Origin of the sequence: Actinomadura sp. NTSP31 (assembly GCF_041951385.1) — a bacterium.
Taxonomy (GTDB): Bacteria; Actinomycetota; Actinomycetes; order Streptosporangiales; family Streptosporangiaceae; genus Spirillospora; species Spirillospora napierensis.
The window spans coordinates 195,464-208,858 of sequence record NZ_JBGNUT010000017.1 but is presented as its reverse complement, the minus strand read 5'-3'; the positions used below and the strand labels follow the sequence as shown (position 1 = coordinate 208,858).

The window sequence follows — 13,395 nt, the reverse complement described above, 5'->3', positions numbered from 1 at the left end:
CGGAGCCTGCCCGTTTGCGCTGCCTCAGGGGCCGCAGAGGCTCGAAAGTCAAGGGTGGACGAAGTCCATCGCGAAGCGACGCCGAAGGCGCCCTTGACTTTTGAGAGGCGGCCCCGTACGCAGCGCCGCCCCCACCGCCCCTTTGCCTCAGGCCCGAATGACCCATGCCCGATGTCCGACACCCAAAGGGCTGCGGGCCGCCCCCACCACACGCCCCTCACAAGAAGTTGGCCGCTACCCCATAATGGTCAGAAAGATACATAAAACGCCCACCCGGAAGAACGACCTCTTCCTTGAAGACGAGGCTTGTGTTCGCCCTCAGAAACGGGCTGGCGAGGATCTGGTCGATGGGCTTCGGGTGGGGCAGCTCAGCGGTAGGCCGATAGGTGGTCGCCGGATCTCCGTCCAGCATGTCGCGAAGCCCCGCCGCGCCCACGAACTCGCGGAAAATCGGCGAATCACGGGGAACGTTGAAGTCGCCCGCGACGACCAGCGGGTCGGTCAGGGTCGGGTGTGCCAGCAATCCAGCCAACTCCGCAAGCTCGCTCGCCTCTACCTGCGCGTAAGGGTTGGTCCGCGACCAGTCGTCGGTCTTGTTGGCCGACAGGTGGGTGTTGGCGACCGTCAGGTGCTCCTTCCCGAACCTCACACGCGCCAACAGAACGCCCTTCCGCATGAAGCGTTCGGGACGAGCCGGCCCCACGAAGGTGTACGGGCGAAAATAGCGGCGGGTTATGGGATGCCGCGAGAGAGTCACCAGCCCGCCGTGAACGAGGGGAACGAGGGGAACGACTGGACCATGCGCGACGTGCGGGTACGACCGGGCGGCGCGGCGGAGCGCCATCAGGTTCAGGGGCGATATGACTTCCTGCAGGCAGACCACGTCGTACGGCGACTCGTCCAGGAGCCGGCCGAGGGCCTGGATGCGGGCGCGGGAGTCGCCTCGGAAGAGGGTGTTGAAGGTCAGCAGGCCGAACTTCATGAGCACTCGGCGAGGTACTGGGCGGCCAGGCGTTTCGGGGCCTGGACGAGCCATGCCTCGACCAGGAGTTCTTCTAGCTCGTCCGGCTGGATCTCGTCCAGGCGGACGAGGATCATCGGGTAGCCGTCGAAGTGCGGGGTGGTGAAGTAGACGGCCGGGTCGTCGGCGAGGAGGGCCTCTTTCGCGCCGATGTCGGGGACGCGTGCGCCGAGGATCGGGCCGTCCGGTGCGGTGTCGCCGAGGGCCTCGAGGTCGGATTTGCGGAGCGGGCGTTCCAGGGCGAAGAGCTTGCCCTTGACCGTCCATTTCGGGCCGAGGCCCTTGCGGGTCTCCTCGGTCTCCGGCAGCGCGAGGGCGATGCGCCGCACGTCATCACACGTGGCCATGGTTAACACGATATGGCGTCGACCGTCGTTGGGGTTCCACCATGGACAAGCGGTCCGGGAAAGGCGGCGTGCGATGGGCTTTCGTGTCGGTTCGGCCGTTGATCCGGCCGGGTCCATGGCGGCGTCCGTGGCCAGGGAGAATCTCCGCTCCTGCGGGGTTGTCGCATGCCGGCTGCGGTGCAGCGCGCCTGCTTACGGGGACGTGCGCGATGCCCAGCGCGTTGTCCTCGTCACGCGGGAGTTCGATCCGCCGACGGTCGGTACGGCCATTGGGCTCGTGGACTCGATGTTCAACGGAAGTGCCGGCACGCCTCTGGCGGCACGGCTGATATCAGCGCGCTGTCGGGAACGTCCCGGCGGTCTCGGAGAATGAGTAAGGGGAGCAGGCGCATGCCTGGCGAGCCGGTTGGCCCGCCAGAGAGCCCACAAGCACGCATCACCGGACGGCGGCCACGCGGCGGTGGGTCCGGCGGTATTCGCTGGGGGTGACGCCGAGTTCGCGGGCGAAGTGGGTGCGGAGGTTGGCGGCGGTGCCGAGGCCGCATTTGTCGGCGACGAGGTCGATGGACAGTTCGGTCTCCTCCAGCAGTTCCCGGGCGCGGATGACGCGCTGGGCGAGGAGCCAGCGCAGGGGTGTCGTGCCCGTTTCGGCGTGGAAGCGGCGGATGAGGGTGCGGCCGGTCAGGCCGGCTCGGGCGGCGAGCTCGGCGGTGGTGAGGGGGCGGTCCAGCTGCGTCAGCGCCCATTGCAGGACGGGCGCGAGGCCGTCGGCGCGGCCGGACGGCGGGAGCGGCGTCTCGACGTACTGGGCCTGGCCGCCGGTGCGGTGCGGCGGGACGACCATCTGGCGGGCGACGGCGTTGGCGACGTCGGCCCCGAGGTCCTGGCGGATGACGTGCAGGCAGAGGTCGATCCCGGCGCTGTTCCCGGCGCCGGTGAGCAGGTCGCCGTCGTCGATGTAGAGGACGGACGTGTCGGCTTCGACGGCCGGGAAGCGTTCGGCGAGGACGGGCGCGTGCTTCCAGTGCAGGGCGGTGCGGCGGCCGTCGAGCAGGCCGGCGGCGGCGAGGACGAACGCACCGGAGCACAGCGAGACGATGCGGGCGCCGCGGGCGTGCGCGGCGCGGACGGCCTCGATGACCTGCGGTGACGGGTCGGTCAGCACGTTGCCCGCGGCGGGGATGATCACCGTGTCGGCGGTGTCGAGGGCGTCCGGCCCGTGCGGGGCGACGATCTGGAAGGCGCCGGGCAGGTCGTGCTGCCCGGACGAGCCGCGCAGCGGGGCCGCGCCCTCCGAGCAGAGCCGGACGTCGTACCAGGGGCCGGTGTGGGACGGCGGCGGGGAGCCGAACAGCTGGCAGGGGATGGCGACCTCGAAGATCGGCGCGCCGGGGAGGACCAGGATCGCCAGTGTCCGCGTCATGTCAGCAATCTATCGAACAGTGTCAATCCTGCCACTCGTGGCGGGCGCCGCCGGTTTCGATCATTGACGGCATGACTTCACGGACGAAGACCAGGCCGGGGCGCGCTCCTGAGAAGCACGCCGCTCCGGATGCGCGCCGCTGGCTTGTGCTGGCGGTCGCGTCGACGGCGCAGTTCCTGGCGATCCTCGACCTGTTCGCGGTGAGCGTGGCGTTCCCGGCGCTGCGGCGCTCGTTCGACGGCGCGGCGCTGCCGCAGGTGTCGTGGGTTCTGAACGCGTACACGATCGTCCTGGCCGCGCTGCTCGTCCCGGCGGGGCGGCTCGCGGACGACACCAGCCGCAAGAAGAGCTTCTTGGCGGGGATGGCGCTGTTCGGGCTGGCGTCGGTGGGGTGCGCGGCGGCGCCGACACTGCCGGTGCTGATCGCGGCGCGGGTCGTCCAGGCGGCGGCGGGCGCGGTGCTGGTCCCGACGTCGCTGGGGCTGGCGCTGCCCGCGTTCCCCAAGCGCGAGCACCCCACGGTGATGGGGATCTGGACGGCGGTGGCGGCGCTCGGCGGCGGCTGCGGGCCGGTGGCCGGCGGGCTGCTGCTGATGGCGGGCTGGCGGTGGATCTTCCTGATCAACGTCCCGGTGACGGCGGCGGCGATCGTCGCCGGCCGGCGGCTGCTGCCGGACACGCCGCCGAAGGCGCGGCAGCGGCTCGACCTGCTGGGGTCGGCGCTGGTGCTGGGCGCGGCGACGGCGCTGACCGCGCTGCTCGTCCAGGGCTCGTCCTGGGGGTTCGGCTCGGCCCGGACGATCGGGTGCGCGGTGGCGGCGGTCGCATTCGGGACGCTGGCCGCGGCGCACATGCGGCGGCACCCGAACCCGGTGATCGGTTTCGACCTGTTCCGGCACCGGACGTTCGCGGTCGCGGTCTCCGGCGTGTTCCTCTACTACCTGGTGTTCGCGGCGACGCTGGTGGCGGGGTCGTTGTTCTTCACGGGGGTGTGGCACTACCCGGTCGTCCGGGCGGGGCTGGGCATCGCGCCGATCCCGCTGTCGTGCGTGGTGATGTCGCCGTTCTCCGGACGGATCGTCGGGCGGATCGGCGGGCGCGCGTCGGCGGTGCTGGGCGGGCTCGCACTGGCGGCCGGCTGCGGCTGGTGGGCGGTGTTCGCGACGCCGGAGCCGTCGTACGCGCTGATGTTCGTTCCGGGCGCGGTCCTGGTGGGGGTGAGCACGGCGCTGTTGCAGCCGCCGCTGTTCGGGTCCGCAGCGGCGCTGCCCGCGGCGCGGCTGTCGCTGGGGTCGGCGGTGCTGATGATGGCGCGGCAGATCAGTTCGGCGCTCGGCGTCGCCGTGCTGACCGTGCTGCTGGGGGACGCGGCGCGGCCGTCGGTGGCGGGCTTCCGGCACGGGTGGCTGTTCATGGTCGGCGCGGCGCTGCTGTCCGCCCTGGTCTCCCGCTCTTTCCGGACGGATCACAACAATCAGTAGAAATGCCATAAATAGCTCAGTGTCACTAGCCGGAAAGCGCACCTGCCTATCCGGTTAGCGTTGCGAAGGATCAGCGGGCTCGGGCATAGTGGATGCCGCACGTTCTCGCGCTTCTCCACCCGAGGAAGACAGAAGGTCCATCGACCCCCGCCAAAGAGCACCGAATTTCCGGAAAAACGCGACATGCGTGCCCTGGGACCCGCCACCACCCGCTCGCGACCGCGCCGGAAGGCCCTTTCGATGCCCAGCGATCCCGCACGCTCCCCGCTCGGCGACCAGCACGTCTGCTCGACGCCCGGCTGCGGCCGGCCGTCCTGCTTCCAGATCCTCCTGGAGACCGGCGGCGCCCCGGCGCCCACCCGCGACGCCGCCTCCCCCGCCGGCGACTCCTGCGGCACCCACCTCACCGAGGTGGTCCAGGCCCTGGCCCGCCGCTGCACCGGCGAACCGGGCGGGTCGGCGCAGATCGTCGTCTACGCGACGCCGGAGGGCCGGCGCGCCACAGAGAACGGACCGTCCGGACCTTTCGCCCGGCTCACCCTCGGTGTCATCCCGATATGAACGCCGGCGGCCATTGCCCGCACCCGATTCGCTTCCGATACTGGACGAAGTCGGATCCAAGCGGACGATGCCGGACGAAGGTGAATTCGGATGGGATTCCAGCTCGGCCTGTTCTCCCCCAACACCGAATCAGGACTGGCGATAACCACGGTTCCGGAAAGATGGCGGGCGACATGGGACAACAATCTGCGCCTCGCCCGCCTCGCCGACGCGACCGGGATCGACTTCCTGCTCCCCGTCGCCCGCTGGACGGACTGGGGCCCGGACACCGATTTCCACCAGCGCGTCCTCGACCCGCTGGTCTGGGCGTCCGGCCTGCTCGCGCACACCGCGCGCATCCGCGTCTTCAGCACCGTCCACACCGCGTTCCACCACCCGATCGTCGCCGCCAAGCAGTTCGCGACCGCCGACCATCTCAGCGGGGGACGCGTCGGGCTCAACATCGTCGCGGGCTGGCACGCGCCCGAGTACGAGATGTTCGGCCTCACGCTCCCCGACGACCACGACACCCGGTACGCCTACGCGCAGGAATGGTGGGACATCGTCAAGCGCATCTGGTCGAGCGCCGAGCCGTTCGACCACGACGGACGGTACTTCCACCTCAAGCGGGTCGTCGGGTCGCCGAAGCCGTACAACGGGCACAGCCTGCCGGTGATCAACGCGGGGTCGTCCCCGCAGGGCCGGTCGTTCGCCGCCCGCAACGCCGACCGTGCGTTCACGGTGGTCGCCGGGCCGGAGGACGGCGCCGAGATCGTCACGGCCATCCGCGCGGAGGCCGCGTCCCACGGCCGGACGGTCGGCGTCTTCACGCTGGGACACGTCGTGTGCCGCCCCACCCGCGCCGAAGCGGAGGACCAGTTGCACTACTACGCCGATGAGCACGCCGACTGGCCGGCCGTGGACGAGGTGATGCGCCTGCAGGGCCTGCACGCGCAGTCGTTCACGCCCGAGATGCTGCGGATCTACCGGGACCGGTTCGCCGCCGGGCACGGCAGCTGCCCGCTGGTCGGCGACCCGGGCGACGTCGCGGACGGGCTCGCCGAGTTCGCCCGCGCGGGGTTCGACGGGATCGCGCTGTCGTTCCTCGACTACGCCGGCGAGCTGGGCTTCTTCGCCGCCGAGGTGATGCCGAGGCTGCGCGCCCGGGGCGTCCTGCCGATGCCCGCCGGATCGGGCGGCTCGCCATGACCGCCACGACCACCCGGGAGGAGCAGCGGGAGGAGCAGCGAGAGGAACCGCCGCTGGCGCCGTTCCAGCGCGTCGCCAGCTCCGACATCGACGTGCTGCACGCGACGGTCGAGCCGTTCGCGGTCGGCCACGACCTCCAGGCGCGCGACCCCGGGCTCCGGCTGGACGGCCTGGTCAACGCGCTGGGCGTCGGCTCGGTCAACCTCGTCTGGGTCCGCTACGGGGGCGGCGGCGTCATCGTCGACACCCCGCCGACCGAGGGCGCGTTCGCGCTGTGCGCGCCGATCGCGCCGATGGGGGTGGAGTACCGGGCGTCCCGCAGCCGCGACACGGCGGGCGGCAGCCTCGTGGTGTCGCACGACGAGCCGATGCGGCTGACCCCGGACCCGCGGCAGGGCTGCCTGGTGATCGCGACGAGCACCGGGCGGCTCGCCGACCATCTCGGCGGCTTCCTCGGCCGCGAGTACGACCCGCCGCTGCGCTTCCACAGCGTGGACGCGCCGGCCATCGCCCCCGCGTCCATCGTCGAGCGGACGTGGCGGCACGTCTGCGGGGTGCTGGACGACACCGCGTCCGAGGGCCTGCATCCGCTCGCGGCGCGCAGCCTGGAGGAGTCGCTGCTCACCGCGATCCTGCTGGGCCTGCCGCACACGGCCATGCCGGAACTGGTGGAGCGGCCGCGGCGCGTCCCGCACCAGCTCGCCCCTTTCATCCGGGAATGGGTGGAGGCGCACCATCATCGGCCGGTCGGCGCGTCCGACATCGCCGCGGCGGCCGGGATCGGGATCCGGCAGCTCCAGGTGATCTGCCGCGACCAGTGGGGGGTCACGCCGACGCAGCTGCTGCGCGGGGTGCGGCTCGACCACGCGCGGGCGGCCCTCCGCACCGCAGCGCCGGGCGGCCGGACGGTCTCCGACGTCGCGACCGCCGCCGGCTACCTGCACATGAGCCGGTTCGCGGCGCACTACCGGCAGCGCTTCGGCGAGACCCCGTCCGAGACCCTCAAGCACTCCGCCGCCCTGCCCTGACCACCCTGCCCTGACCACCGGCCGGACGGGCGGGCGCAGACGTCCGGACGCCGCGGGATCGACCTTGGTCGGTATCGGCGGCGTCCGGCGCCCGGCAGGCTCGGTGAGCATGAACGACCCGAAGTCCTACGACGGCCTGTCCTCGTTCGTGTTCATGCTCGGGGTGTACGCGGGCGTCGTGCCGTTCGCCGGCAAGCTGCTCGGCTGGGAGCCGGACGGCCCGAAGCGCCTGCTGGTGTTCCCGCTGCGGCTGCCGAGCCCGGCCTGGTGGATCGTCTCCGTCCTGGCGATCCTCGTCGCATTCGGGCTGCTCTGCTGGATCGACACCGCCAAGAAGCGCCGCTTCCCCGGCTGACGGGGTCGGGCGGTCAGTCGAGCCGCCGCCGGACGTCGGTGAGGAGGCGGTCGCCGGCGCGGCGGCCGAGCCGGGCGAGGGCGCGGTTCGCGCCGGGGGAGACGCGGGCGATGGTCCGGGCGACGCGGGCCTCGACGGCGACGGGGACGACGGCCGCGTCCTGCCGGACGGCCCGCAGGATCGCCTGCGCGACCTTCTCCGGCGGGTAGCCGCGCCGCTCGATCGCGCGGGCCATCTTGTCGCGCAGCTCGGCGTCCACCGCCGGGGACATGCCGACGAAGCGGGTCTGGCGGGTGATCGGGGTGTCGACCGCGCCGGGGCAGACGGCGGTGACGCCGATCCCGTAGCGCTCCATGTCGAGCCGGAAGCATTCGGCGAGCTGCAGCACCGCCGCCTTCGTGGCACCGTACGCGGGCAGTTCCGCGCTCGGCGTGAACGCCGCCAGCGACGACAGGACGACGATGTGGCCGCCCTCGCCGCGCTCGACCATCTGCCGGCCGAACAGCCGCGACCCGCGGTACATGCCGTCGAGGTTGATGGAGCGGATGCGCTCCCAGTCCTCCTCCGGGGTCTCCAGCAGCGAGCCCGCGAGGGCGATGCCGGCGTTGTTGACGACGATGTCCGGGACGCCGAACGTGTCCTTGACGTACCCGGCGAACTGCTCCATCGCGTCCGGGTCGGCGACGTCGACGCGGTAGACGTGGGCTTCGCCGCCGTCCGCGCCGATCTCGTCCACGGTCCGCTTGGCGCCGCCCTCGTCGATGTCGGCGACGACGACGCGCGCCCCGGCGGCGGCGAACGCGCGGGCCGTCGCGCGGCCGATGCCGCTGCCCGCGCCGGTGACGACGACGAGGTCGCCGCCGAACTCCTTGCCGGGCTCGGCGGCGGCGCGCGCGTGCGCGAGGCCGGGCGTCCCGGGCCCGCCCTCGACGTGCTCCACGAACTCGGTGATCCAGCGGGCGACCAGGTCCGGGTGGCTGCGCGCCACCCAGTGCCCGGCGGGCGCGCGGCGCACGTACAGGTTCGGGACGACGCCGCGCGGCGACAGCAGCAGCGGCTGCGACCCGTACCGGTCCTTGATCGGGACGATCAGCTGGACGGGCACGTCGGTGCGCCCGTCGCCCTCCGGCGGGCCGCCGCGGCGGCGGCCCAGGTTCGCGCGGTACAGGCCGAGCCCGTTGCGCGCGTCCCGCGCCAGCGTGGCGGCCGGGTGCCCGGGACGCGGCTCCGCGCCCTCCCGCAACCGCAGGTCGCGGGCGAACCCGGCGGGGAGCAGCCGCGCCGCGAGCTCGCCCGCGCGCGGCGCCATCAGCACCGGCATGTAGACGCTGCGCCGCACCTGCCCCAGCACCTCCCGCACCCCGCGCGGCCCGGACCGCACGGCGGTCCGGACCCAGCGGGCGAGGTGCCGGCGGTCCGGCCCGGAGATCGAGGTGAACGAGGCGAACCGGCGCCGCAGCCGGTCGCCGATGACGGCCTCCCAGCCCTGCACCGACCCCCAGTCGTGGCCGACGAGGTGGACGGGCTCGTCCGCGCCGACGCCGTCGAGCACCGCCTCCAGGTCGTCCATCAGCGCGCCGAGGCCGTAGTCGAGCGGGTCGGACGGCGCGGACGAGCCGCCCGCGCCCCGCACGTCGTAGGTGATCACGCGGAACCGGCCGGCGAGGCGCTCGGCGACGTCGTCCCACATCGCACCGGTGTCGGGGTATCCGTGCACGAGGACGACCGTGGGCCGGCTCCCCTCGCCGCGCTCCCGCACCGCCAGTTCGATCTCGCCCGACCTCACGCGCTGGTCCCGCATCGGCGCTCCCTACCGCTTCGGGGGTTTGCCCGAGAAACTACGCCGATGAGAAGTGCTGTCCAGGCCCGTTCAGCGAACCGGCTGGCGGAGGATCGTCCGCGCCTTCGCCTGATCCGGCTCGTTCGGGTCGGAGAGGTAGATCTCGTGGTGCAGGCCGTTCACCGCGAGTCCCTCGGCCGCCATCAGCGCGGCCATCTCGGCGAGGCTCGCGGGCTCGTCCGCGTACGGGCCGCGGTGCAGCATCTGCACGCACCGCCCCTCGGCGAAGGTGACGTGCTGGACCCGCGCCGCCGCCGGGACACCCGGCCTGACCTGCTCGACAGCCTCCCCGACGCCGTCCGCGCCGGCGGGGAGCCGCAGGAACAGGTGCCACCACCATTCGTCGCGCGGCACCTCGAACGGGGACCGCTCGTCCTCCACCCACCAGCGTCCCTCCAGCGGCACCATCGGCGCGCCGAGCGCGCCCATCACCGCGTACAGCGCGCCGACGCTCGCGCCGTACGCGGCGCCGCCCGGTTCGCCGCGTCCGGTGACGGCCAGCCCCGACACCGGGCCGAACTCCGCGATCTCCGGCTTCTCCGCCGCCTCGTACCAGCTCATCGGACATCCTCCAGTCGGATCAGCACCCGGGTCTCCAGGTGCTCGGGCGGCGTGCGGCCCGGGTCGTTCAGGTAGACCTCCCGGACCGGACCGCCGGGCGCGTGCCCGTGGTCGCCGAACCAGGCCAGCACGCCGTGGACGGTGAGCGCGATCTCCTCGTACGGGCCGACGTGCAGCGCGTGCGCGAACGGGCCGCCGGGCAGCACGTCCGCGCCCGCCTCCGACTCGATCGCCACCCGCACCTCGAACTCGTCGGCCATGTCCAGCGGGAACAGGCCGGTCAGCTTCGGCTCCCCCTCGACGTTCTGGAGGAGGCGGGCGACGCAGGCCCCGGTGGCGGCGGCGATCGTCGTCGGGGTCGCCGGCTCGCGCGCCGTCCGCACCCGCTTGGCCGGTTCCTCGACGACCGACACCTTGGTCTCCGGCAGCCCCTCGTCCAGCACCCGGTCCAGCAGCCGCAGCGCGCGGCGCCGCCGGGCCACGTCCGCCTCCAGCCGGTCCCGCGCCTCGCGCAGCGCGTCCGTGCCCCGATCGGCGAGGACCCGCGCGATCGCGGAGAGCGGGACGTCCAGCTCCCGCAGCATCCCGACCATCAGCGCGTCCCGCGCCTGGTCGGGCCGGTAGTACCGGTAGCCGGACGAGGGATCGACCCGCGCCGGAGCCAGCAGGCCCAGGTCGTCGTAGTGCCGCAGTTGCTTGACGCTCAGCCGGCACAGCCGTGCGAACCGCCCGATGGGCAGGAGATCGTTGCTCACGTGCCCAGCCTGGCGTCTCCCCCAGTGGGAGAGTCCACTAGGGGCGCGCGGTCAGCCCGGTGCACTCCCGCAGCCCGTTCCACCGCTCGACCTCGGCCGCCGCCGCGGCGCCCTTCATCGGGACGGGCAGCCCACCGATGATCTGCGCGGGCTTCCACTTCGCCTTGGTGACCTTGCGGCCCTCGACCCGCAGCAGCAGCACCCCGGATTTCGCCGTCTGGTCGTGCGCCGACGAGAACACGAAGTTGCCCATGCCGTAGTGGACGTACTTGCCGTTCAGATAGCCGCCGCCTAGCGGGACGTGCGCGTGCCCGCCGACGACGATGTCCGCCCCGGCGGCGACGAGCGCCTTGGCCAGCTCCTGCTGGCGCGGCAGCGGGCACGCCTTCAGCTCCTGCCCCCAGTGCAGGTGGACGATGACGAGGTCGGAGTCCTTCCGCGCGTCCTTCACCGCCTGGACCATCCGCGGGATGTCCTTGGCGGACGCGAGCCCGCCCTTGGAGCCGGTGGCCGTCCACGCGGTGACGAGCTGGTCGTCCAGCACCTGCGTCGCGCCGACGATGGCGATCCGGTTGCCCTTCACGGTCGTCCGGTACGCCCGGTACGCCTGGTCCTCGTCGCGGCCGATGCCGACGACGGGGAAGCCGCTGCGCTTGATCGCGGCGAGCGAGTCGCGCAGGCCCTCCTCCATGTAGTCCATGCCGTGGTTGTTGGCCATGGACGCCACGTCGACGCCCGCGCGGCGCAGCGCGGTCAGCGCCGACGGCGGCGCGCGGAAGGCGAACTCCTTGCCAGGCGCCTTGGTGCCGCCCGTCGTGACGGCCGTCTCCAGGTTGACCATGGCGAGGTCGGCGGCGCGCAGCGTCGACGCGACCGGGCCGAGCGCGGTCGACGGGTTCGCCAGCCGCGACCGCAACTGCCCCTCGAAGTGCGTGTCACCACCGAACGCGAGAACGATCGGCTGCGCCGCCGCCTCCGACGGGGCCGGCTTCGGCTTCGCCGGCGAGGCCGTGGCCAGCGGAGTCGCCCCCTGCGCCTTCGCCCCGTCCGACCCGCTGCACGCGGACGCGGCGACGGCGACCAGCGCACCCATGGCGACCACGGCGAAAACGCGCATGGGAGACCTCCCGGTTCCGATCCGGCCAAGCATGCCATGATCGGAAAAACCCCCCAAAGCCCACCCTCGACCACATCCGGCCGCCCACCCCGGACGGCCCGGTCCCGTACACGAGCCGCCAGAAGCGCTTCACCGGCCGTCCATCGCGATGTCCTGGACACCGAACTTCCGGAAGGCATGAGCTGAGTGCCGGCTTCAGCGAACTGGAGAGCGTTTAGGGCGCGGTGTCGGCGGGGGCCTCCTGGTTGTTGGGGGTGCCTTGGGTTAGTTGGTAGGGCGGTAGGGGGTCGCCGGCGGGGATTTCGCGGGACGGTTCCGGGGCGTCCTTCGTGGACGGCTTCGGGTCGGGCTTGTCGGCGGTGCCGCCGAAGGCCTGGGAGATGGCCTGGAGGGCGGTCGTGACCTCGCTGGGGATGACCCAGAACGTGCTGCCCTGGCCCTCGGCCAGCTTCGGCAGGGTCTGGAGGTACTGGTAGGCGAGCAGCTTCGGATCCGGGTCGGCGGCGTGGATGGAGGCGAAGACGCGCTCGATCGCCCTGGCCTGGCCGTCGGCCTCCAGCACGGCCGCCTGCTGGGCGCCCTCCGCCTTCAGGATCGCCGACTGCTTCTCGCCCTCGGCGGTGAGGATCTGCGAGGCGCGGGCGCCCTCGGCGGTCAGGATCGCGGCGCGCTTCCCGCGCTCGGCGCGCATCTGCTTCTCCATGGCGTCCTTGATGGACGCGGGCGGCTCGATCGCCTTGATCTCCACGCGGGTGACGCGGATGCCCCACTTGCCGGACGCGTCGTCCAGCACGCCGCGCAGCGCGGTGTTGATCCGGTCGCGGGAGGTGAGGGTGGCCTCCAGGTCGAGGGTGCCGATGACGTTGCGCAGGGTCGTCGCGGTGAGCTGCTCGATCGCCTTGATGTAGTCGACGATCTCGTAGTCGGCCGCGCGGGGGTCGGTGACCTGGAAGAACAGCACGGTGTCGATGTGGACGACGACGTTGTCCTCGGTGATGACCGGCTGCTTCCTGAACGACACGACCTGCTCGCGCAGGTCGATGAGCGACTTCACCCGGTCGACGAACGGGAGCACGAAGCTGATGCCGGGTTCGAGGGTGCGGTGGTAGCGGCCGAGCCGTTCGACGTTGCGGGCGCGCGCCTGCGGCACGATCCACACCGACCGCATCACCGCGGTGGTGACCACGGCCAGCACGGCGACGGCGACGACCAGGAGGGCTATGGCGATATCGGTCATGGTGACTCCTCGACCGGCCCGCCCGGGACCGGGTACAGCAGGGCCGTGGCCCCTTCGATGGCGAGGACGTCGGCGGCGGCGCCCGCGGGGATGACGAGGTCGGGGTCGTAGGGACGGGCCGACCACTCCTCGCCGCCGATCCGGGCGCGCCCGCCGGCGCGGGACACCTCGGTGAGAGTGAGGGCCTCCCGTCCGACGAGGGCGGCGGTGCCGGTGCGCAGCGTGGGCGGCTGCCGGATGTGGCGGTGCGCGATGGGGCGGACGACCGCGATCCCGGCGACGGAGCCGGCGGCGAAGACGGCGAGCTGCGCGGCGAGCGGGAGGCCGAGGGCGCCGGTGAGGCCGGCGGCGAGCGCGGCGACCGCGAGCAGGCCCAGGGCGAGCGTGAGCGTCAGCAGCTCGGCGATGCCGAGCAGTGCCGCGATCAGCAACCAGACGGCCCACGCGTCCATAGCAGCTCCCTGAGGCTGCCGGAAGTCCT

At 72.6% G+C, this 13,395-nt stretch carries 14 protein-coding genes; 5 read left to right on the top strand and 9 right to left on the bottom strand.

Annotated elements, in window-relative coordinates; all coding sequences use genetic code 11:
- Nucleotides 1-217: 217 nt before the first annotated feature.
- The 3 genes from ACA514_RS28005 to ACA514_RS27995 all read right to left on the bottom strand — a co-directional run bounded on the left by ACA514_RS28005 (nt 218) and on the right by ACA514_RS27995 (nt 2,791).
- Nucleotides 218-982 carry an endonuclease/exonuclease/phosphatase family protein gene (locus ACA514_RS28005; protein WP_375044218.1) on the bottom strand — a complete coding sequence of 255 codons (765 nt, stop codon included), beginning with the start codon at nt 980-982 and terminating at the stop codon, nt 218-220.
- Nucleotides 979-1,368, bottom strand: coding sequence for an MmcQ/YjbR family DNA-binding protein (locus ACA514_RS28000; RefSeq protein ID WP_375044217.1), 390 nt, complete (start codon nt 1,366-1,368; stop codon nt 979-981). The genes ACA514_RS28005 and ACA514_RS28000 overlap by 4 nt, the downstream gene beginning before the upstream one ends.
- A 436-nt stretch (nt 1,369-1,804) precedes the next feature.
- The gene (locus tag ACA514_RS27995; protein WP_375044216.1) at nt 1,805-2,791 is read right to left on the bottom strand and encodes a GlxA family transcriptional regulator; all 987 of its coding nucleotides are present in this window, start codon (nt 2,789-2,791) and stop codon (nt 1,805-1,807) included.
- Nucleotides 2,792-2,862: 71 nt separating this feature from the next.
- On the opposite strand from ACA514_RS27995, the gene ACA514_RS27990 reads away from it, so the two are divergent.
- From ACA514_RS27990 to ACA514_RS27970, 5 genes are all read left to right on the top strand, one after another.
- Entirely contained in the window at nt 2,863-4,272 is a 1,410-nt protein-coding gene (locus tag ACA514_RS27990; protein ID WP_375044215.1) for an MFS transporter, read from the top strand.
- Between the two features lie 240 nt (nt 4,273-4,512).
- A complete protein-coding gene (locus ACA514_RS27985) occupies nt 4,513-4,833 on the top strand; it encodes a hypothetical protein (RefSeq protein ID WP_375044214.1) in 321 nt (106 codons plus the stop codon).
- A gap of 90 nt (nt 4,834-4,923) precedes the next feature.
- On the top strand, nt 4,924-6,021 hold the full coding sequence (locus ACA514_RS27980) for an LLM class flavin-dependent oxidoreductase (RefSeq protein ID WP_375044213.1): 1,098 nt from the start codon (nt 4,924-4,926) through the stop codon (nt 6,019-6,021).
- Nucleotides 6,018-7,049, top strand: a complete 1,032-nt coding sequence (locus tag ACA514_RS27975; protein ID WP_375044212.1) for a helix-turn-helix transcriptional regulator — start codon at nt 6,018-6,020, stop codon at nt 7,047-7,049. Before ACA514_RS27980 ends, ACA514_RS27975 begins: the two co-directional genes overlap by 4 nt.
- Nucleotides 7,050-7,158: 109 nt before the next feature.
- Nucleotides 7,159-7,404 carry a hypothetical protein gene (locus tag ACA514_RS27970; RefSeq protein WP_375044211.1) on the top strand — a complete coding sequence of 82 codons (246 nt, stop codon included), beginning with the start codon at nt 7,159-7,161 and terminating at the stop codon, nt 7,402-7,404.
- Nucleotides 7,405-7,417: 13 nt separating this feature from the next.
- Here the strand turns inward: ACA514_RS27970 and ACA514_RS27965 are convergent, their stop codons facing one another.
- The 6 genes from ACA514_RS27965 to ACA514_RS27940 form a co-directional block, all read right to left on the bottom strand.
- Nucleotides 7,418-9,205, bottom strand: a complete 1,788-nt coding sequence (locus tag ACA514_RS27965; RefSeq protein ID WP_375044210.1) for an SDR family oxidoreductase — start codon at nt 9,203-9,205, stop codon at nt 7,418-7,420.
- Nucleotides 9,206-9,274: 69 nt separating this feature from the next.
- Nucleotides 9,275-9,805, bottom strand: coding sequence for a GyrI-like domain-containing protein (locus ACA514_RS27960; protein ID WP_375044209.1), 531 nt, complete (start codon nt 9,803-9,805; stop codon nt 9,275-9,277).
- A complete protein-coding gene (locus tag ACA514_RS27955) occupies nt 9,802-10,560 on the bottom strand; it encodes a MerR family transcriptional regulator (protein WP_375044208.1) in 759 nt (252 codons plus the stop codon). Before ACA514_RS27955 ends, ACA514_RS27960 begins: the two co-directional genes overlap by 4 nt.
- A gap of 37 nt (nt 10,561-10,597) precedes the next feature.
- Nucleotides 10,598-11,677, bottom strand: a complete 1,080-nt coding sequence (locus tag ACA514_RS27950; RefSeq protein WP_375044207.1) for a CapA family protein — start codon at nt 11,675-11,677, stop codon at nt 10,598-10,600.
- A 214-nt stretch (nt 11,678-11,891) separates the two neighbouring features.
- Nucleotides 11,892-12,914 (bottom strand): SPFH domain-containing protein, encoded by a 1,023-nt coding sequence (locus ACA514_RS27945; protein ID WP_375044206.1) that lies wholly within the window; start codon nt 12,912-12,914, stop codon nt 11,892-11,894.
- A complete protein-coding gene (locus tag ACA514_RS27940; protein ID WP_375044205.1) occupies nt 12,911-13,366 on the bottom strand; it encodes an NfeD family protein in 456 nt (151 codons plus the stop codon). Before ACA514_RS27940 ends, ACA514_RS27945 begins: the two co-directional genes overlap by 4 nt.
- Nucleotides 13,367-13,395 lie beyond the last annotated feature (29 nt).